Here is a 20459-nt window from a genome sequence, read left to right as displayed (position 1 = left end):
TTGCTGCTGTGGGGATCCCTGGCGGGGCTATTCCATGGCTATGCCTATGCCGAAGCTATCATCGGTGCCGAACCCATGCCCTGGCTCGGCTATCTGCTGGGGTTGAGCACCGTTCAATATGGGGTAGCGCTCCTTGCCCTCTGGGCGGCTGAAACCTGGGCAGAGAGGATCCCTGGCTTAATCCGCAGTGCCGGCTGGATGATTGCAATAGTGGGGGTTATATTCCTAACGTTGGCGGTGGTGAGCTCCTAGACACCCTTGCACTGGGGATCCCCAATCCGGTACAAGGATAACGGTGAAGATGAGTAACAACAAGGGGAGATCCCATGGAGCGCACCTTTATCGCCATTAAGCCAGACGGCGTGCAGCGGGGTCTGGTGGGCACCATCATCCAGCGCCTGGAAAGCCGGGGCTACCAATTGGTGGGCCTAAAGCTGGTGCAGGTAAGCCAAGAGCTGGCGGAAGCCCACTACGCTGAACACAAGGAGCGCCCCTTCTTCCCCGGTTTGGTGAAGTTCATCACCTCAGGGCCGGTGGTGGCCATGGTCTGGCAGGGCAAAGGGGTGATTGCTGCCGCTCGCAAGCTCATTGGCAAGACCAACCCTTTGGACGCCGAGCCGGGCACCATCCGCGGTGATTTTGGCATTGATATTGGCCGCAACCTCGTCCATGGCTCCGATGGCCCCGAGACCGCCCAACGGGAGATCGCCCTTTGGTTCCAGGAATCCGAGCTGGTAAGCTGGACGCCCGCCACCCAAAGCTGGATTTACGAGTAGGCATAGCCGGCGGCAGCAAAATGGCTCGTCGCGTCGATCCCTAGTTCTCTTCTCCCTTTGAACAGAGGCTAGAGATAAAAGGCAAAGCCAAGCTGGCCCTAGCCAGAACGGGAATCAAGGCCGACAGGCTCAGAAGCGGCGGAGCTTTCGCTGGGATCTGGGAGATACAGCCGCTCTTCCGAGGCATCGTACTCAAAGAGCTCCGCATAGCGCCCCCAGTCAACGGCTGTAGCAAACTGCCGCTCAGCTTCCTCGTGGGGAAAATGTTCGTCCCAGAGATCCAAGAAGAAGTCCGCCCGCATGGAGCGGCTGTTTTTTTCTTCCAGCGTCTGCAGGATGCTCTTGAAGACCGGCACCCGTGCCAAAAGCTGCTGTCGGAAGAGATCCTTGCTGCGCAAGATGGTGGTGTTGGCAAAGTCTTGGCCGATCTCGGTCAGTTGTACCACCCTGCCGCTTACCTCGGCAAAGCCCAACAGCACCGCCGCATCCAAAATCGGCAGCAAGTCATCCACCGCCAGTTGCAACCGCTCGGCCAGCTCGGCAATCTCTACCCGTGCCTGCGGCCATTCCACAATCAGCTCCAGCAAACCACTGATGCCGCCCACCCGCGCATGGGGCAGGGGCAGCGCGTAGGGAGAAGTTGCCCTACTGCTTACCGAAGTGGGGGCAGCCACCTCGCCGGTTACCGGGATCTCCGGATTGGTCATGATCTCGTAGATGTAGTCGACCAGGGACTTGAAGCGGGGATCCGTACGTTCGTGGGGCCGCGGCAGGTCGATTTTCACCTCTCCCCGGATCCGCCCCGGCTTGGATCCCAGGATCACCACCCGATCCGCCAAAAACACGGCCTCTTCGATGTTGTGGGTAACGATGAGAATGCTCTGGGAAGGGAAGGCCTGGGTGTTCCAGAGCTCGTCGATCTCCCCCCGCAGGTTCTCCGCCGTCAGCACGTCCAGAGCGCTGAAGGGCTCGTCCATAAACAGCACCTTGGGCTCTAGAACAAAGGCGCGGGCAAAGCCCACCCGCTGCTTCATGCCCCCCGAGAGTTCCTTGGGGTAGGCGTTCTCGAACCCATCCAGGCCCACCAGGTCGATGGCCTTGAGGGCCCTTTGCCGCCGGATCTCGCGCGGGATCCCTTGAGCCTGCAGCCCCAGCTCCACATTTTCCTGCACCGTCAGCCAGGGCAAGAGAGCAAAACTCTGAAACACCATGGCCACATCCGGGTTGGGGCCCCGCAGAGGACGTCCATTGCTCAACACTCGCCCTTCGCTAGGCGGGATCAGGCCCGCCATGATGCGCAGCAGGGTGCTTTTGCCGCTGCCGCTGCGGCCCAACAAAGCCAAAACTTCCCCTGCCCGCACTTGCAAATCTATCTGGCTTAAAACCGTAAACTCGCCCTTGCCCTCCGGCAAAGGAAAGCGCTTGTAGACCCTCTCAACTTCGATCAGAACCGGAGAAGCTGCAGAACTCATATCAGATAGCCTCAAAGATTAAAGGTGATATTTTTCTTCTGCCAATTGATACAACCGCCGCCAGAAAAGGCGATTGATGCCCACCACAAACAAGCTCATCATGCCAATGCCCAAAGCAATGCGGGGCCAATCTCCCACCGCCGTTGCCTCAGCGATATAGGTGCCCAATCCCGTAGCCTTGAGAGTGGTGGATCCCCAGGCCACGATCTCCGAGACAATGCTAGCGTTCCAAGCGCCGCCGCTGGCCGTGATCCCCCCGGTAACCCAGGCAGAAAAGATCCCCGGAATAATCAGCTTTTGCCAGAGCTGCCATCCCCGCAAGCCCACATCCACGGCCATCTCGCGCAAATCTGTGGGAATGCTCTGGGCACCGGCAATGGAGTTAAAGAGAATGTACCACTGCGCTCCCAACGACATCAGCAAAATGCTGCCCCACTCAATGCTAATTTGGGTGCGGATGAAAAACAGCGTGGCAAATGGAAAGAGGAAATTGGCCGGAAAAGCTGCCAGAAATTGCACCACCGGCTGCAGCAACTTTGCCAGGCGTGGATTAAAGCCGATGGCCACTCCGATCGGCGTCCAGATCACGGTGGCGAAAACCAACAGCACGCTGACCCGCAGCAGGGTGAGGATCCCCAGCCCAAAGGTCAGCAGCACCTCCCCGAAACCCACGGTGGTGGACACAAAATGAACAATCCAAATCCCGATCCCGCCAATGGCCAGCCAAGAGAGCTGAGTCAACAGCCGCTCGCGGCGTCGCTCCGCCTCGGGATCGGGTGGATCCCCCCAGCGCGGGCGAGTTAAATAGGACAACAGCCGATCCGCCAATTCTCGGAAGGGAGCCAGCCAATTGCCCAGCAACCGCGGGATCCGTGCTGTGGTTAGCAGATCATACAGCCACGACTCCGGGGCAGCCGCACCGGCGCTCTGCTCCAGGCGAAACTTATCCGACCAGGCCACCAGAGGCCGCCAGAAGAGCTGATCCACCAGCAGGATCACCACCGCCATGGTCAAAAGCGCCCAGCCCAACTTGGGCAGATCTTCAGCTTGAATGGCGGCTTCCACATAGGATCCCAGGCCGGGCAGGGTGTACTCCTGGTTAAGCACGCTGATGGCCTCGCTGGCGGCCACAAAGAACCATCCCCCGCCAAAACTCATCATGGCGTTCCAGATGAGGCCCACCATCGCCGCCGGCACTTCCAACTGGATGAAGCGCTGCCAGCCCGACAAGCGGTAGAGGGTAGCCGCTTCCACCAGCTCCTGCGGCAGGGTGCGCAAGGATTGGTAAAAGGAAAAAGTCATGTTCCAAACCTGGCTGGTGAAGATGGCGAAGATAGAAGCCGCCTCCAGACCCAGCAGGCTGCCCGGAAAAAGTGCGATGAAGCCGGTAACGGTAATGGAGAGAAACCCCAACACCGGCACCGATTGCAGGATGTCCAACAAAGGGATCAAAATTCGCTCCGCCCAGCGGCTTTTGGCGGCGATATACCCGTAGATCAGGGTAAAAAGGGTGGAAAAGAAGAGGGCGATGAACATGCGCAAGGTGGAGCGGGCGGCGTAGTAGGGCAGGTTGCGCGGATCCAAGTCGATCTGAGGCACCACCGCCGGCGGCTGAAACTGCTCAAAAGCCCCCGTCCCCACCTGCGCCACCAAGGCCAGGAGAACCAACGTGCCCAGAATAATAGCCCCATCAGCAGCCCCAGCCGGCAGCCGACGGAGCACCTCCGGAGAAGGAAAAGTCCTCATGTCCCCTGAATAGGCCTGGGATCCGCGCTCAGTGTACACTGTTTGCGGTTAAGTTAAAAAGGGGTTCGAGCTGGAGGATCCGGCCTGCTATTCTTCCTCCGGCAACTCGGGAGGAGGTTCATTCCACCTGGGATCGTCGAGGATAGCTTTTTTGGTTTCTTTGAGCTGTTTCCACAGTTGTTTAATTTGGCGATAGGCCTCTTCCGGGGTAATCTTGCCCCCTGTTTCTAAGCCACAAATCAGCGACACCTTATTGCTAAATTCCTGGAGATTGGCATCGAAAATTAAGTTCTGCGGCTTCACCTCACCCCAGTAGGGATAGCGAGGGGAAATAAATTCATCCTTGTTGTGAGGAGGGTTTGACTCTGTCATGTCGCAACCACACGGTGAAAGGCCTATTACAACGAGGTCAATATCAGAAGCGCAGTCAAGACAAATTCGTATCCAGGAATGGAGGCTATAGACGTTTTTTCTTGACCGGCTTAGCTGGTTTGGGTGCTTTGGCGGGATCCGAGGGCGGATAGGGTTGAGCGGACTTTGGCTGTTGCCCGCGAGTGGGGGGGGGAGAGTGTTTCTTGAGTTTGGGGCGGGGAGTTGAACGCTTTGGGCGTGGCGGCGCTTTGAGCACAGGGCCGACAGGAGTTCCTGCCTCCACGTAGAGCAGGGATCCGCGGCGGCGCACCTGTAGATCCCAGAAGGTGCCCACTCCTTTGCCCGGCAAGGATCCGATCAGGCGCAGTTTAAAAGCCTGAGGCTTGGGAGCTGTTGCTGCAGGAGACGCAGTGCCCTTTGCCGTCTGGGCCCGCTGAGGGGAAGAGCTGGCGGAGTTCTTTTTGCTGGATTGACGGATTTTGACGATAATGAACCCTTTTTCCTGCGATTGGAAGACGACCTCGCCGCGAATGGAAAACCAGTCCGGCACCACCGTCGGACGGGATCCCTCTGGCAGGGTTTGCCCCATTTCTTCTGGGGCCCACACCCCCATCAACTGTACATGCAGATCTTGGCTCTTGTCGCGGGTGCGGGGATAGACCACCCACAAATAGTTGCGTTCTGGCTTCAGGTGCTTGCGCACCAGGCTCATTACCCGGCCTAGCAGTACCGCATTGAGATCTAAACCATCCGAGGTGCGCAAAATCCCGCGAGTGAAGTGGTTGGGCGAGGGAATGTACCGCCCCTCGATGAGGCCGATGGCCCGGTACTGCATCTCTTCCCCGGGCGGCGGGATGGGCTCTAGGCAAGGTCGCTCTCTTCCCATCGCTTTCTTCTGCTCTAGACTAGCGGCGGCGGCAGCAACAGGCAGGCCCCCACCAGAAGCTGACCCGACCTCTTGAGCTGATTCCCTGGGCTCGCTGGTTGAGGTGGGCCGGGGGGGCCGTACAATTCGGAGGGGAGGTCTCAGATCTGAGGACATCGTAACGGTTCCGTTGCAGTCAATCCAGGAGGTTTACCAGAATGCCTAGCGGTCGGCGACGACGCTCGTCTGGCAGTGCAAGACATCTGCTGTTGCCAAAACGGGGCTTACCTCTCCCTTTGACCCAAGACCCGCTCAACACACTACCGAGCCCCACAAGCTTTCCTCTTTTACTCCCGTCAGCAGACCCGCCCAGGGCCTGCGCCCAACCCATCGAGGTTCAGCAGTTGTCATCACTGTAGCTGAAGTCTAACCGATAGTAGCAACTGCTCCGGTTCAGGTTGCAGAATGTTGAGCTACAGAGCCGCACCCTTTCCTCGGCTTGCGCACGGCGGCCCAGGACGAAGCCAGCTATGCCAAGATCCCTCCCCTATCCCTTGTTGGGATCCGCCTCTACCCATGTCTGAGGGGTGAAGCTGCCGTGGAGGCCGTAGGGAATGTGGTGCCGCAAGGGGATCCGCGCCACCGGGCCGGCTGCCAGGTTGGCAGCTTCTAGGATCACTACCTGCGAGCGCTGACTGGCGGCATCAAAGACCACTGTTACAATCCAGCCGGCTTCCTCCGCAGCGTCCTCAGGATCGGGGATGAATACCGGCTCTCCCACAAAGCCGCGCGGGGCAAAGCTGTATTGCTCACTGCGGCCTGTTGTCGTGTCTAGCCTAAGAATGGCCTGCAAGGGGGCGTTGGAACCGGGAGCATGGGTAGCCCCAATGTAGATATAGCGATGGGATCCCCCCATGCGGGCGGGGTGAATAGCCGGAAACTCCACCGAGCGATCAAGCAGGAGCTCCCGCTTAACCTTGCCCGTCTTGGGATCCAGCTCAAACCGCCACAGCTTGCCGGCTGGCACCTGGGCAAAGTCAATTTGCAAGTAGTCAGCCCCCGGCTCCAGGGCAGGGTAGGTTTCGTAGAGAACGGCATCGACCACCACCTGATCCCCAACGTCGTAGCCGTTAACAAAATGAAAGACAAACCCTGGCTCCGTTTGCAGTTGCAGCGGCTCGCCCTGTTGGGGAAATAGCCAGATGCGGGTGGGCTCTCCTTTTTTTAAGGTCAAGCAGGTGCCTGCCGGCTGCCAGCCCAACACATAGGGCAAGGGGTTAAAGGCCACCGGGTTCTGGAAGAAGATCCAGTAGCGGGGAGTCCAGACAAAGTCGTGCAGAAAGGCAAAGCTGGGCAGGCGGTAGTCCCGCTTTTCCACCAGCCGTCCTTGGGCGTCGACGCGGTAAAACACCAGTATGGAGGGGGGCCCTGTCTGCACCCCAAAGGCCATGAGATCCCCCGTGGCTGGATCCCGGCGGGGATGAGCCGTAAAAGGCTGGTTGGGGGCAAGGGCACCGGCAAAGGTTTCGATCCCTTCGGTGGCCAAGGTGGCCGGGTTCAGCCGATAGGGGGCGCTGGCCTCCCAAAGCGCTAGCAGCTTGCCGCCTTGGTAGATGACGTTGGTGTTGGCGGGATTTTTGAAGCGCAGATCGAGGAAATTGGCCCACCAGCCCCCCGGCTTCTGGGTGCCGAACACGCCGCGGTAGAGCACCCGTCCCGCCTTCTCCTCTGCCTCAAACTCGGGAGTGCGCACAAACCGGTTGCGGAAATGCACCCGCCCGCCTACAAAGGTGATGGCACACACCATACCGTCGCCGTCGAAGGGATGGCCATAGCGCTGGGATCCCGCCTCCAGCTTGCCGGGCCCATTGCGAAATAGGGTTCCCTGCAGCCTCTCAGGGATCCGTCCCTCGATCTCTGTCACCCAATAGTCGTACTCGTGGGACAAAGAGCGGTAGCCCAACTGCCAGTCGGTGGTGCTGTAGGAGCGGGAAGCAACGCTGACCATGGCCAGTCTGCAAGCGACGCCTTCTATTGTTGCTTAAACTTTCGTAAAGTCGCCAGCCTTTCTCGATCCAGGTAGCGGGATCCCAAGATGGAGCTGCTCCAATTGAACTATGGTAGGAAATGCCCTAGCAGCCCTTGACAGGATGAACAGCGCTCATGTTTGATGCCCTCTCCGAGAAGTTGGAACTGGCCTGGAGAAAACTGCGCGGCCAGGACAAGATCACCGAAACCAACATTCAGGAAGCCCTGCGGGAGGTGCGGCGCGCCCTGTTGGACGCCGACGTCAACCTCCAGGTGGTGAAGCAGTTTATCGAGGACGTGCGGCAGGCCGCTCTGGGAGCTGAGGTCATCCTGGGGGTGACGCCAGACCAGCAGTTTATCAAGATCGTCCACGACGAGCTGGTGAAGGTGATGGGGGAGGCGAATGTGCCCATTGCCCAGGCGGAGCAGCCCCCCACCATTGTGCTCATGGTCGGCCTGCAGGGATCCGGCAAAACCACCACCTGTGCCAAGCTGGCTTTGTATTTGCGCAAGCAGGGCAAAAGGCCACTCCTGGTGGCCGGCGACATCTATCGTCCGGCGGCCATCGACCAGCTCAAGACCCTGGGCCAGCAGATTCAGATTCCTGTCTTCGACCTGGGCAAGACGGATCCCGTCGAGATCGCCCGCCAGGGAGTGGCAGCCGCGCGGGAACAGGGCTACGACTACGTTATCTTGGATACCGCCGGTCGCCTGCAGATTGACCTGGAGATGATGGCGGAGCTGGAGCGGATCAAGGCGGCGGTGCAGCCCCACGAGATCCTGCTGGTGGTGGACGCCATGATTGGGCAGGAGGCCGCCAACCTCACCCAGGCCTTCCACGAGCGGCTGGGTCTTACCGGCGCCATCCTCACCAAGCTAGACGGCGATACCCGCGGCGGGGCAGCCCTCTCCATCCGCCAGGTGTCCGGCCAGCCCATCAAGTTCGTCGGCGTCGGCGAAAAGGTGGAGGCTTTGGATCCCTTTTATCCGGATCGCATGGCCTCCCGCATTTTGGGCATGGGAGACATCCTCAGCCTGGTGGAAAAAGCCCAGGAGGCAATTGACCTGGGAGATGCCGCCGCTATGGCGGAAAAGATGATGACCGCCCAGTTCGATTTCACCGATTTCCTCAAACAAATGCGCCTGATCAAGCGCATGGGATCCCTGGCCAGCTTGCTGCGGCTGATGCCGGGGATGGGGAAGATCAGCGAGGAGCAACTGCAAAAAGGACAAGACCAACTGGCCCGTGCCGAGGCCATGATCAACTCCATGACCCCCGAAGAGCGCCGCAACCCCGACCTCTTGGCCCGCAGCGTCAGCCGCAAGCGGCGGGTGGCCCTGGGCTCCGGCCACAAGCTGGAGGATGTCAGCCGCCTAGTGAGCGATTTTCAGCGCATGCGCGACATGATGCGCAGCATGAGCCTGGGCGGCCTTCCGGGGATGCCGGGTGGACGAGGCCCACTGCCGGTGGGCGGCCCCCAGTGGCGGGGACGTTCTGCAGCGCCGCCGCGACAGCAGCCCAGCCGCAAGCCGGGCAAAGGTGGGGGCAAAAAGGGAGGCGGCAGCCGCGGGTTTGGCAGCCATTGAGAGCGGCCCATGCCCTTCCATGTTGTTTTGGTAGCTCCGGAGATCCCAGCCAACACGGGGAACATTGCCCGCACCTGTGCAGCTACCCGCACGCCCCTCCACCTGGTGGATCCCTTGGGGTTTCGCCTCTCGGATCGCTACCTCAGGCGGGCAGGGCTGGACTATTGGGAGCACGTCCAACTGCATCGCTATCCCTCTTGGTCTGCTCTGGTGCAAGCCCATCCCGAGGCGCGGTTCTGGTGCTTTAGCGTGCGGGGCAAGGCCCTCTACACCGAGGTGGCCTATCAGCCCGGAGACTGGCTGGTGTTCGGCAGCGAAAGCTGCGGCCTGGATCCCATGTTCTTGGAAACTTACCCGAGCGTGCGGATCCCCTTGAGCGGGCCGGTGCGCAGCCTCAATCTCAGCAATGCGGTGGCGATCGCCCTCTTTGAAGCGTTGCGTCAACAGGGATTTTCCACCCAATGAGGCGAAGGCTGGCCGGACAAGGCGATGGGCGGCAAACTAACGGTGGTATCTATACAGGGGTGGCAGTGGAAGACAGGTCTGGGGCCGGTTTGGGCCAGCAACCTTTGCAGACCCGACAGAGGAGCCGGCAACTTGCCCAACGGCAGCGGGGCAGACCTGCTTGGCCCCCTTGGCCGCCCAGCCACTGGCCCCAGGGATCCCGGCTGGCGTGGCTTTTGGGGGAGCGGATCCCGACAGCCCGGCAACTGAACTTTCGCGTCGGGGCGGTGGGCCTCGTTCTGGCTGGTGCTCTAATGGGGGTGGGGGCACGTTTGGTCTATTTACAACACCACCAGGGCCCGCTCTTACAACAGCGGGCTGAGGCCCAGCAACGAGCCCAACTCCGACCCTTCCTCCCCCGCCGCTCGATTGTGGATCGCCACTCCGTAGCTCGGCAGCAGGCGGAGCTGTTGGCTGTAGATCGCCCTGTCTATACCCTTTGGGCCCACCCTCGCCTCTTCGGCAAGCGTACCCCCCAGGAGATTGCCACTGCTCTGGCCCCTCTGCTGCGGCGGCCAGTTGAGCAATTGACTCAGCAGTTGTCGGCCACTCACGCGGTACGGCTGGAGCGCTGGCTGTCGCCGGAAGTGGCGGCTCAAATTCAGGCTTTGTACCTGGACGGCCTGGAACTGGTGAGCGAGCGGCAGCGGGTCTATCCCCAGAAGGAAATGGCCGCCGAAGTGGTGGGCTATGTGGATCTGGATCACCGCGGCCAAGCGGGGCTGGAGTACTCTCAACAGGTCTTGCTGGAGCGGACGGTTCAGCCTGTCACCCTTCCCCGCGATGGCTACGGCCAGTTGTTGGCGGCCGAAGTGCCGGAAGGACTGTTGCAATCCCAGGAGACGGTGCTGCAACTCACCCTGGATATGCGGCTGCAGCGGGCTGCCCGCGCCGCCCTGAAAACGCAACTGGAACGGTTTCAAGCCCTACGGGGCACCGTGATCGTCCTGCAACCTCACACGGGAGAGATCCTGGCCCTGGTGAGCGAGCCCACCTACGATCCCAACCGCTACTTCGAGTATGACCCTGCCCTCTTTCGCAACTGGGCCGTTACGGATTTGTACGAGCCGGGATCCACCTTTAAGCCCATCAACATCGCCATTGGGCTGGATGCCGGCGCCTTCACGGCCAACGAACGGGTCTACGACGAGGGACAGATCTGGATTGGCCGCTGGCCTATCCAAAACTACGACTACCGGCAGCGGGGAGGCCATGGCTGGATGAGCGTCACCGATATCCTGCGCCAGTCGAGCAATGTAGGCATGGTCCATCTGATGCGCAAGCTGGATCCCCGCCAGTATTACAATGCCCTGCTGCGGTTGGGATTTAACGAGCCCAGCGGCGTGGATTTGCCCTTTGAACCGGCCAGCCGCCTGAAACCCCTGCGGCAATTCGTAACCGTGCCGGTGGAGCGGGCCACCGTTGCTTTTGGCCAGGGTCTGGCCCTGACCCCCCTGCAGTTGGCCGCCATGCATTGCATCATTGCCAACGGCGGGCTGAAAGTGCGGCCCCACGTGGTGCGCGGTCTGGTTGAAAAGGATACCGACACCCTGGTTTGGGGATCCCCCCAACCCCAGCCGGTACGGGTGTTGTCGGAGCAGGCCACCCTGGCGGTGCGCATCCAAATGCGGGACGTGGTGGATTTTGGCACCGGGCAATCGGCCAAGATTGAGGGATATGAAATCGGCGGCAAAACAGGCACGGCCCAGAAAGCAGGGCCGCAGGGAGGCTATCTGCCCGGCAAGCGCATCACCAGTTTTGTGGCCTATTTCCCCGCCCTTCGCCCCCAGTACGTGATCTTGGCCGTGATCGACGAGCCGCGGGGAGAAGATGCCTTTGGATCGACAACGGCGGCTCCTGTGGTTCGCTCGGTTATCCAGGAGATCATCACCCTGGAAGGGATCCGCCCCAACTCCACCTAGCCTCTGGCCCCCGGGCGAAAGCTGGGATCAGGACTGGCTGCCCTCGGCATCCGACTTCGCTGCCACCCGCCAGCTTAGTTTAGCGTTGAGATAAAAGTTCCAAAATACAACAATGCCAATTGCAATCAAGTTAGCCAACAGATAGTGAATGCCCAGGCGCTCACTCAGCAAGATCAACAACGAAGAGTTGAGCAGCAAGCCGATCAGGCAAATGACATTAAACTTAACCAATCGCTTCAGACGATTCCAGAGGCCTGGCTGTAGCCGAGTGACATGGCGAAAGGTCCACAGGTCGTTCCAGAGGAAGTTGTTGAGAATGGCCACCTCAGAGGCGATGAGTTTGCTGATAGCCAGATCCCACCCTAAGTTGTTGGGATCGTGCAACAGATACAGCAACGTCATATCCACAAACGTGCCGGATAGGCCGACCGTGCTAAAGCGCAAAAAGGATCCCATCTGGCCTAGGGAGAAGCGAAGAGCAATAAGGTGGTGGAGATACTGGAGGCAGGTTTGCAGTTGGATTTTGCTCTCGCCGTTTTGGCGCTCCTGGAAGATATAGCCGACCTCGGCTATGGTCTTCACCCGGCCCCGCGCCAGCACCTCGATCAAGAGCTTGTAGCCCTTGGGGCTGAGCGGGATCCCGGCAATGGCTTGGCGTCTAACCAGAAACAACCCGCTGAGCGGATCCAACACCCGCCTGAAAACCCCCGGCAGCAAAACCAGCCCAATAGCCTGGGCTCCCCGGGAGACGAGGCGCCGGCCCAGGTTCCAGTGGCTCACTCCTCCCGACTCCGCGTAGCGGCTGCCCACCACCAGGTCTGCCCCTTGCTGAATAGGGGGCCACAACTTGAGGATGATCTCTGGCGGATGCTGCAAGTCTCCATCCATCACCCCCAGCACCTCGCCGCGGGCAACTTGCCATCCCCGTAACACGGCGGTAGCCAGGCCCCGTTCGTGTTGGCGGCAGATAACCTGCAGTTGGGGGAATTCCTCTTGTAGTTCTTGGGCCACTTTGGCCGTGCAATCCGGGCTGTTGTCATCTACCACAATCAGCTCGTAGGCTCCTGGCAGAATTGCGTCCAGGTGGGCACACAACTGCCGGATTAGGCTGCCAATGCTGGAGGCCTCGTTGTAGGTGGGGATAACCAGCGAAAGTTGGACAGGGCTAGGCCGGGAAAGAGGCGGGATCTGAATAGGGACTGCCGAAACTTTGGGAGGGTTGGAGGAAGCAGGAGCTGCATAAGGCATTCAGCAGGCCATCCAAAAACGATGGTAAAGGATCCTGAGCATAGAGCTTGAGTGCGGGTCAAGCTGAAACCTTGGAGCTGTTTCGCTTCGCAACAGCGCCACGCGCCACCGGCGCAAATGATCCCCTATCGTACCGATGGATGAGCTCTAGAACTAGACTTTTCTCTCCCTACCCAGCTCGCCGAGGCTAGGGGGATCCTGTCGAAGGAGTCATCAACACAGGCATCTCGGCCTGGGCAGAGTCGGGCTCAGGCAAGGGTGGGGCAGGGGCAGGACTGGGGTAGGGAATGCGCTCGTGGTTGGACTCTCGCCAAACTTCCACAAAAGCCTCGGCCACTATCTCCAGATCCTCCAGCGTCAGGCCGCTATCGACCAGTTGGCCATCTTGCCAACGGGCCTGGGCAATTTTGCGGACAACAGCCTTGGCCCGCTCAACCACCTCAGGGCCAAAGCCGTCGCTCAGGGTCATGCTGCGCAGGGCCGCCTCACAAGCATCGGCAAGCATTACCACCCCTGTCTCCTTGCTCTGGGGGATGGGGCCATCGTAGCGGAACAGCTCCTCGGGCACCGGCTGATCCCCGGCTTTCAGCCGAGCCTGGTGGTAGAAATAGGCGATCAAAATTGTTCCCTGGTGTTCGGGAATGAAGGCCCGCACAGCGGTGGGCAACTTGTACTGCTTGGCCAGGCGCAGTCCATCGCTGACGTGGGCCTTGATGATCTGGGCGCTGCGGTAGGGATCGTCCAGTTGCGTATGAGGGTTGAGGCCGCCCATCTGGTTTTCGATGAAGTAGCGGGCCTGCAGCATTTTGCCGATGTCATGGTAGAGGGTGCCGGTGCGCACCAACTCCACGTTGAGGTTCAGCTTCTGGGCAGCTCGTTCCGCCAAGGTGGCTACAAACAGGGTGTGCTGGAAGGTGCCGGGGGCTTCTGCCGCCAGCCGCCGCAGCAGGGTGCGGTTGGGGTTGCTCAACTCGATGAGGCGAATGGGGGTGGCTAGGTCGAACAAGCGCTCCAGGTAGGGGCTGGCTCCCAGCGCCACAATGCTCCACCCCAGCGTGATCCCTCCCCCCAAGGCCATCGCCAATAGGTCGATGCCGCCAGTTGTGGTCAAGCTAACAGCCGCATAGGTGAGCATCTGCACCGCCGCCGCCCCTCCTCCCAACAAGGCCAGCTCTTCCCGAGAGCGGGAGCGCCCGGCCAGGGCGCAGGCCACCACACTGCCGGAAAGCAAGGGTGCGAAGGTGAGCAGATTGGCAGAGGAGACCAACGGCAAAAGTAACGCCTGGCCCACCACCACCACCAGGCCCAGCCCTGCCCCGTAAAAACTGCCCAGCAACAGCCCCACCGCCGGCAAGGAGCTGAACTCCAGCTTGAACAAAGTTGCCACAAGCGGAGCAGTCAGGGAAACCATCAGGATCAACACCCGATCCCGGCGGCGCAATCCCGGCTGCAAGCGTTGCTGCAAGGGGACGAAAATGGCCAAGCCCAAGCCCATAACGCCAGCCACCCCCACCAGGCCCCAGACGTTGATCCTGCGCTGGGTAAAACCAAAGTGATCCAAAATCAAAAAGATCTCGGGGGTGATGATCTGATCTGCTCGCACAATCACCTGGTTTTCCGCAACCGAGATCAGGACGGGCTCAACTTTTTCCAGCTCGGCGCGAATGCGCTGCTCGGTGCGCTGCGGATCCACCTCCAGATTGGGGATCAGCACCTGCTGCAGCCACTGATAGACCAGCCCCTGCAGCTCCTGCCGCTGGGCGGCACTGCCTGGAAAGGCCAGCTCGTCCAGTTGGGCTTGGATCCCTTCAGCGCGCACCTCGCGGGGCAGGCCATCCACAATGCCTATCTTCTGCAGGCGCTCCAAGACCCGCCGGCTCAGGCCCTGGAGCTGCTGCCACTCAGTCTCTGTTAAGTTGAGAACCGTGGCCGCGACAGGGGGGGTGAGCTGTTCCAGAGCCTCCAGAGCCGCCCGATAGCGCTGTTGTGCCGCCTCCACCTGGGCAATTAACTGGGTATAGGGATCCGTGGCCGCCGTCTGAGTGGCCGCCCCATCCAACCAGGCCCGCTGCCAAACCTCGACCAGCTCTTGCCGGGCCCGCTGCTCTGGAAAAAGCGGCTCCAGACGTCCAGCAACCTCTTCCGACAGAGAGTGAGTGGCTGCACGGGTGCGGATGGCCTCTTGTCGGACACGAGCCTGAAGGAGTTCCCACTCTTCTGGGGCAAGCTGGCGCAGGTAGATCTGCGTTGGCAGAGATAGCAATTGGACAGAAACATAGGGCAGAGAACCTGCCTCTTGTCGGATGGCCTCCACCGCTGCCAGGAGAGCCTCCAGATTTTGCCGCATGCTCTCGTTGGCGGTGCTGTCGATTTTGAGGGCTTGCACCACGCGCCGTCGCGCCTCGGCCTGCCGGGCCTGGGTAGCCTCCACATCTTCGATCTCTGCCGCAGCAGGAGCGAGGAAGGTTTGCGGGGAGCGGCTGCCGACGGTCAGTTGCGGCTCGTTGTAGTAGCGGATCCCGTGAACAGCAGTGAGGGAGAGAAGCGCTAGGGCATAGCCGGCAACCCGCTCCGGCAGGGGGGGCCTGCTCTTGCGAGGAGAGGCTGCCTGGCGTCGCCGAGTCCAGTGTTCCACGATGGGGCTGAGCAGGTTTTTCATGCGATTTGCCTGGCAGCGTCTTTCTCTTTTCTATCCCCTTTTGCCCCCCTAGCCCAGGAGATAGCCTAGTCGCCAATGGTAATCTGCCCAATCATGCCCGCTTCGGCGTGGCCGGGAATGGTACAGACCAAAGAATAAACTCCAGATTTCAGGGGAATAAACTGCCACTCCACTGCCGCACCTGGCTTCAGCTCCAGTTCTCGGATCTGGCCCTTGATTTCCACGCCGGCCACTTCCAACTTGCGAGTCCAAACGGCATCGGCAAAATCTTTGGCGCTGAAATAGTGCTTCAACTGGCTGGGGTTGCTCAAGTGCAAACGGTAGAGGTTGCCGTTGCGAAAAAAGAGCTCCTTGGGCACAAACACCAACTGGTTATCAGCAGTACCTAACTCGACAGCTTTGTCCTGGGGCGTTTGCCGCGACAGATCCCGCGCCCAGGCCGGATGCGGGATCCCGCCGATCGACATCCCCAGACAGAGGCTCAATATCAGGAGATAACGCAACCCACGCAACATAACCCCAACATGAAAACTCGGCCTGAAAACCCAAGATAGCAGTTCAAGCGGGAGTGAAGAGATCTGCGCCTTGGCAGAGCTGCACCGTCGGGACTGGCCCGCCCACTTCCAGTCGTTCCATCGCCACAGCGGCAACGTAGCCCTCGGCAACCCGCAGGGGCAGGGTCAGCCAGCAGGGATCCCCAGCCGCGGCCCTGGCTCCGGCCAGCCCCACGCCCATGGCTTTCAGGAGAGCCTCTTTCTGCGTCCACAGCTCCAGGAAAACCCTCTCCCGCTCTGCCGGTGGACAGGCCAACAGACGAGCCTGCTCGGCGGCGGAGAAATAGCGTCGGGCAATGCGTTGCCAGCGGGGCACGGGTCGGATCCGCTCCAAGTCCACGCCAATTCGACGCTGCAACGTCAAGCCGACCAGGATCCACTCGTGGGAGTGGCTGAGGTTGAACTGCAGCGGTAGGGGTGGATCCGGCCAATAGGGCTTGCCGGCGGCGGTGTAGCCGAGGGGGATCGCGCGGGGAGGGAGGCCGCTGTAGCGGCCAAGCAGGGTTCGCAACAGCAAACGACCACCCAGAAAGCGACGCCGATCCTCCATCCGCTGTAAACGCTCCGCGCGCTGCCGTTCCTCATGGGAAAGAAGGTCGAGCTGGGAGAGCAACTCCGCCAGCGGCGGCAAGACTTGTAGCCACAGGTGCACCTCCGACTTCGCCAGCAACAGTTGCAGGGATCCCGCCGGGGAAGCTGCCGTCTCGCCGAAGTTGGGTATGGACAGTCCTAGGGAATAAGGATGCGGTAACATGACCTTGAATTGGTGGGGTTGGCAACACCCCCTAAACAGTACACCCCTTCCTGCAGGCGCCCGCGAGGCTCGGCCCAACCTGATGTCCTCCTTCCAGTATCCACCCCGCCCAGACCGTGTCCGCGCCGCTCGTCAGCAGGCCATCCGCCAGGGGATCCTCTGGCTGTTGTTGGGATTCACGGCTGTGTTGTCAGGTTCTGCCGGTGCCTTCTTGGCCGTGATGCTGCCTCGTCAGGTGATTCCCACCTCCCTGACTGCCAAAGAACAGGAGGCCTTCCGACCGGATGCCCTGCGCGCTGCCGCTCTGGATCGATCCTTGCACATTCTCATCCTCGGCACCGACAACCCGGATCCCACCCTGCCTTCGTCCACAGAACGGGAGCGTCTCAACACCCGCACCGACACCATCCTCTTGGCCCGTTTTGATCCACAGGCGCAGCGGATCACTGTCCTATCCATCCCTCGCGATACCCGCGTGCGCTTGCCTGGCTTTGGTGTAACCAAGATCAATGCGGCCAACTTGGCAGGGGGCCCGGCGCTGGTGGCCCAGGTGGTCAGCACCTTGCTGGGCGGGATCCCGATTGACCGCTATGTTCGCCTCAATACCGAGGCCCTGGAAGCTTTGATTGACGCAGTGGGGGGTGTGGAGGTCTATGTGCCGGAGCCCATGCACTATGTGGATCACACGCAGCAGTTGTTTATTAACCTAGAGCCTGGCTGGCACCGCCTCAATGGCGAACAAGCCCATCACTTTGCCCGCTTCCGCCGCGACCACCTGGGCTTGGGGGATATCGGTCGGGTACAACGGCAACAGGAGCTGCTGCGGGCCCTGAGCCGGGAACTGCTCTCCCCTGCCGTCTGGCCGCGCATCCCGAAGGTTTTGCAGGTCGTCCGCACCCACCTAGAGACCAACCTCACCTGGGAAGAGGTTCTGAGCTTGGCCAAGTTCGTCCTCACCTCTGGGGACGATCGCATCGACCTGGTGCTGTTGCCGGGCCGCTTCAGCCAGCCGGGAGAGTTTGCCACCAGCTACTGGCTGCCAGATTTGGCCGGGATCCGCCGCCTGGCCGTGACCCACTTTGGCCTGGAGGCGGAAGTAGCTCCCATCTCGCCGCACCGCCTGCGCATAGCTGTGCAAAATGCTACCGGAAAGCCGGGGATGGCCCGCCGCGTGGTGCAAGAACTGGTTCGACAGGGCTATACCCAGGTTTTTGCCGTCGAAGACAGCCCCCAGGTGTTGCCGCAAACGGAGATCCTCGCCCAAAGCGGGGATCGGGAAGGAGCCAAGCAGGTTCGCGCTGCCCTTGGCCTGGGAGAGCTGCGGGTGGAATCCACCGGCGTTCTCAACTCCGACATCACCATTCGCGTTGGGCAAGATTGGGCCCACCAGCTTACCCTTGATATCGACCAGGCCCAGAGTCCGGCCAGAGGGGCTCAGCTCTAGAGCCGGTTCGGTTGCGGGTGCGGATTTCTGGAAAAAGTTCAGCTTGTCGGGGCCTTTGCTACCTCTGTAGATTGGCACTGAGCTTGTTGAAGTGCCGAGCCATCTATGACTGTGCTGGAACAGGGATCCATCACCATCCACACCGAGAACATTTTCCCCATCATCAAGCAGTCTCTCTATTCGGATCGGGAGATTTTTTTGCGGGAGCTGATCTCCAATGCTGCCGATGCCATTGCCAAGCTCAAGATGGCCAAACTGGCCGGCGAAGTGGCGGATCCCCCGGAGCCGGAGATCGTGATCGCGCTCAACAAAGAGGCCAAGACCCTCTCGGTCAGCGACACCGGCATCGGTATGACTGCCGAAGAGGTAAAAAAGTACATCAACCAGGTGGCCTTTTCCAGCGCTGAGGAGTTCCTTCAAAAGTACAAAGGCAAAGACGCAGAACAGGCGATCATCGGCCACTTTGGCCTGGGATTCTATTCCTCTTTTATGGTGGCGCAGCGGGTGGAGATCGACACCCTTTCCTATCAGCCCGGCAGCACGCCTGTGCAGTGGTCTTGCGACGGCAGCCCAACTTTTACCCTTTCCGATTCGCAGCGCTCCGCCATCGGCACCACCGTCACCCTTTACCTCAGCCCGGATAGCGAGGAGTATCTGGAGCCAAGCCGCATCCGCGAATTGGTGCGCAAATACTGCGACTTCATTCCCGTCCCTATTAAACTCAACGGAGAAGTCATCAATCGCCAGAAGCCCCTCTGGAAGATTCCTCCCTCTGAGCTCAAGGATGAGGATTACCTAGAGTTTTACCGCTACCTCTATCCCTTCCAAGAGGATCCCCACTTCTGGGTACACATCAACACGGATTATCCCTTCATCGTGCAAGGGATCCTCTACTTCCCCAAGTTGCGCCCGGATATCGATCCCACCAAGGGCCAGGTCAAGCTATTTTGCAACCAGGTTTTTGTCCAGGATAACTGCGAAGAAGTCATTCCCAAATTCCTCCTGCCTCTGCGCGGTGCCATCGACAGCCCAGATATTCCCCTCAACGTCTCCCGCAGCTTCCTGCAAAATGATCGCACCGTCAGGCGCATCGGGGATCACATCGCCAAAAAGGTGGCGGATCGCCTCAACGAGCTTTACAAAGAAGACTACGAAAAATATGTCAAGGTCTGGCCCGATATCAGCCTCTTCATGAAATTTGGGGCGATGAACAACGACAAGTTCTTCGCCCAGATTAAAGACATTCTCATTTTCCGAGTGGCCGGATCCCCTGCCGATAAACCGGAGTACGTGACCCTCAAAGCATACCTGGAGCGCACGCGGGAAAAGCAAAACAAGCGGGTTTACTACGCCACCGACGAAGCGGCCCAGAGCGCCTACATCGACCTGCACCGCTCCCAGGGCCTGGAGGTCATCATGCTGGATAGCTGGATCGACAGCCATTTCAGCAGCTTCCTGGAGCGGGAGTATCGGGAAGAAGGGATCCAATTTAAGCGGGTGGATTCCGAGCTGGACGAGACGCTGATCCAGAAAGACAAAGCTGCCGATCTCGTCGATCCCATCACACAAAAAACCCGCAGCGAAAAGCTGGTGGATCTGTTCCGTCAGGCTTTGGGCAAAGAGAAGCTGCAGATCAAAGCCGAGGCCCTCAAGTCTGAGTCGGTTCCGGCCATGATCCTGCTGCCGGAGGCGCTGCGGCGCCTGCAGGAGCTCAATGCCATCCTGCAACAAAAGCCCATAGAGTTTCTGGAAGAACACACCCTAGTTCTCAACACCGCCCACCCCTTGATCCAAAACCTGCAGGCTCTGGCCGAGGAGGGGCGGGATCCAGAGCTGGTCAACCTCATCTGCAATCACATCTACGATCTGGCGCTGATTACCCAGAAAAGCTTTGACCCGTCAGCCGCACGGGCCTTTGTGCAGCGCTCCAACGAGGTGCTCACCCGTCTAACCCGCCGTCAGTAGGCGGCACTCTCCAAAGTTACCCCCGGCTGCAGCGCCTCTGCTCCACCGGGCAGAGAGGGACGGGAGGCCGCTCCATTATTGCCAGCCCTGTCACTCCCTTGCAACAGGGGAGCTACTTGGCGCATCAGGGTGGCCATCTCCAGGGCACTCATGGCGTATTCCCAGCCTTTGTTGTTCTTGATCCCGGCCCGCTCCAGCGCCTGCTGCAGAGTATCGGCAGTGAGGATCCCGAAAATGACTGGCACGCCGGTGCGAAAACTCGCTGCCGCGATCCCCTTGGTCACCTCTGCTGCCACATAGTCAAAGTGAGGGGTTTGGCCGCGAATCACCGCCCCCAAGCAGATGATGGCATCGTAACGGCGGGACTGGGCCAGTTGGTGGGCTACCACAGGCACCTCAAAGCTGCCGGGCACCCAGTAATAGTCCACCTGCTGGCTCTCCGAGCTGACATCGATGCCATGCCGCTTCAGGGCATCCTGGCACCCCTCCAACAATTTGCCGGCAATCAAATCGTTAAACCGACTGATAACAATGGCCAGACGCAGATCCCCCGTCTGAACAAA

The 20459-nt window shown here is 60.2% G+C and carries 17 protein-coding genes; 7 read left to right on the top strand and 10 right to left on the bottom strand.

Translation table 11 applies throughout. The annotated features are described in order from the left end of the window. Both NW863_RS04275 and ndk read left to right on the top strand, forming a co-directional pair. A partial coding sequence (locus NW863_RS04275; RefSeq protein WP_414364691.1) for a HupE/UreJ family protein occupies positions 1 to 252 on the top strand: 252 nt, incomplete at its 5' end. A 74-nt stretch (positions 253 to 326) separates the two neighbouring features. Further along, positions 327 to 776 (top strand): nucleoside-diphosphate kinase, encoded by a 450-nt coding sequence (ndk, locus tag NW863_RS04270; protein ID WP_414335826.1) that lies wholly within the window; start codon positions 327 to 329, stop codon positions 774 to 776. 98 nt (positions 777 to 874) lie between these two features. Here ndk and NW863_RS04265 read toward each other — a convergent pair whose 3' ends face one another. The 5 genes from NW863_RS04265 to NW863_RS04245 all read right to left on the bottom strand — a co-directional run bounded on the left by NW863_RS04265 (position 875) and on the right by NW863_RS04245 (position 7239). Further along, entirely contained in the window at positions 875 to 2248 is a 1374-nt protein-coding gene (locus NW863_RS04265; protein ID WP_414336097.1) for a nitrate/sulfonate/bicarbonate ABC transporter ATP-binding protein, read from the bottom strand. A gap of 18 nt (positions 2249 to 2266) precedes the next feature. Further along, a complete protein-coding gene (locus NW863_RS04260; RefSeq protein WP_414364689.1) occupies positions 2267 to 3994 on the bottom strand; it encodes an ABC transporter permease in 1728 nt (575 codons plus the stop codon). 87 nt (positions 3995 to 4081) lie between these two features. Continuing rightward, entirely contained in the window at positions 4082 to 4366 is a 285-nt protein-coding gene (locus tag NW863_RS04255; protein WP_414364687.1) for a hypothetical protein, read from the bottom strand. An 85-nt stretch (positions 4367 to 4451) separates the two neighbouring features. Beyond that, complete coding sequence (locus NW863_RS04250; RefSeq protein ID WP_414364686.1) at positions 4452 to 5252, bottom strand: hypothetical protein; 801 nt, start codon at positions 5250 to 5252, stop codon at positions 4452 to 4454. A gap of 526 nt (positions 5253 to 5778) precedes the next feature. After that, complete coding sequence (locus NW863_RS04245; RefSeq protein ID WP_414364684.1) at positions 5779 to 7239, bottom strand: carotenoid oxygenase family protein; 1461 nt, start codon at positions 7237 to 7239, stop codon at positions 5779 to 5781. Between the two features lie 155 nt (positions 7240 to 7394). Between NW863_RS04245 and ffh the strand changes: the two genes are divergently transcribed. The 3 genes from ffh (at position 7395) to NW863_RS04230 (ending at position 11272) form a co-directional block, all read left to right on the top strand. After that, the gene (gene ffh, locus NW863_RS04240) at positions 7395 to 8846 is read left to right on the top strand and encodes a signal recognition particle protein (protein WP_414364682.1); all 1452 of its coding nucleotides are present in this window, start codon (positions 7395 to 7397) and stop codon (positions 8844 to 8846) included. Between the two features lie 9 nt (positions 8847 to 8855). Continuing rightward, positions 8856 to 9311 carry a tRNA (cytidine(34)-2'-O)-methyltransferase gene (locus NW863_RS04235; RefSeq protein ID WP_414364681.1) on the top strand — a complete coding sequence of 152 codons (456 nt, stop codon included), beginning with the start codon at positions 8856 to 8858 and terminating at the stop codon, positions 9309 to 9311. An 89-nt stretch (positions 9312 to 9400) separates the two neighbouring features. Then, positions 9401 to 11272, top strand: coding sequence for a peptidoglycan D,D-transpeptidase FtsI family protein (locus tag NW863_RS04230; protein WP_414364679.1), 1872 nt, complete (start codon positions 9401 to 9403; stop codon positions 11270 to 11272). 27 nt (positions 11273 to 11299) lie between these two features. On the opposite strand, the gene NW863_RS04225 is transcribed toward NW863_RS04230, so the two are convergent. The 4 genes from NW863_RS04225 to NW863_RS04210 form a co-directional block, all read right to left on the bottom strand. Further along, on the bottom strand, positions 11300 to 12520 hold the full coding sequence (locus NW863_RS04225) for a glycosyltransferase (RefSeq protein ID WP_414364677.1): 1221 nt from the start codon (positions 12518 to 12520) through the stop codon (positions 11300 to 11302). Between the two features lie 187 nt (positions 12521 to 12707). After that, the gene (locus tag NW863_RS04220; protein WP_414364675.1) at positions 12708 to 15179 is read right to left on the bottom strand and encodes an HD family phosphohydrolase; all 2472 of its coding nucleotides are present in this window, start codon (positions 15177 to 15179) and stop codon (positions 12708 to 12710) included. A gap of 65 nt (positions 15180 to 15244) precedes the next feature. After that, a complete protein-coding gene (locus tag NW863_RS04215) occupies positions 15245 to 15694 on the bottom strand; it encodes a plastocyanin/azurin family copper-binding protein (protein ID WP_414364673.1) in 450 nt (149 codons plus the stop codon). Between the two features lie 43 nt (positions 15695 to 15737). Beyond that, positions 15738 to 16487, bottom strand: coding sequence for a 4'-phosphopantetheinyl transferase family protein (locus tag NW863_RS04210; RefSeq protein ID WP_414364672.1), 750 nt, complete (start codon positions 16485 to 16487; stop codon positions 15738 to 15740). On the opposite strand from NW863_RS04210, the gene NW863_RS04205 reads away from it, so the two are divergent. Both NW863_RS04205 and htpG read left to right on the top strand, forming a co-directional pair. Further along, positions 16486 to 17931, top strand: coding sequence for an LCP family protein (locus NW863_RS04205; protein ID WP_414364670.1), 1446 nt, complete (start codon positions 16486 to 16488; stop codon positions 17929 to 17931). The two genes, NW863_RS04210 and NW863_RS04205, sit on opposite strands and share 2 nt — an antisense overlap. Before the next feature lie 105 nt (positions 17932 to 18036). Beyond that, positions 18037 to 19896 (top strand): molecular chaperone HtpG, encoded by a 1860-nt coding sequence (gene htpG / locus NW863_RS04200; protein ID WP_414364668.1) that lies wholly within the window; start codon positions 18037 to 18039, stop codon positions 19894 to 19896. Here htpG and ribH read toward each other — a convergent pair. Further along, positions 19890 to 20441: a 6,7-dimethyl-8-ribityllumazine synthase gene (gene ribH / locus NW863_RS04195; protein WP_414364692.1), complete on the bottom strand. Its 552-nt coding sequence runs from the start codon at positions 20439 to 20441 to the stop codon at positions 19890 to 19892. The two genes, htpG and ribH, sit on opposite strands and share 7 nt — an antisense overlap. Positions 20442 to 20459 lie beyond the last annotated feature (18 nt).

The sequence above is a fragment of the Synechococcus sp. B60.1 genome (assembly GCF_047462555.1).
In the GTDB taxonomy this organism is placed as follows: domain Bacteria; phylum Cyanobacteriota; class Cyanobacteriia; order Thermostichales; family Thermostichaceae; genus Thermostichus.
Note: the sequence above shows the minus strand (reverse complement) of the source record. Positions and strands in the feature narration are given on the sequence as shown.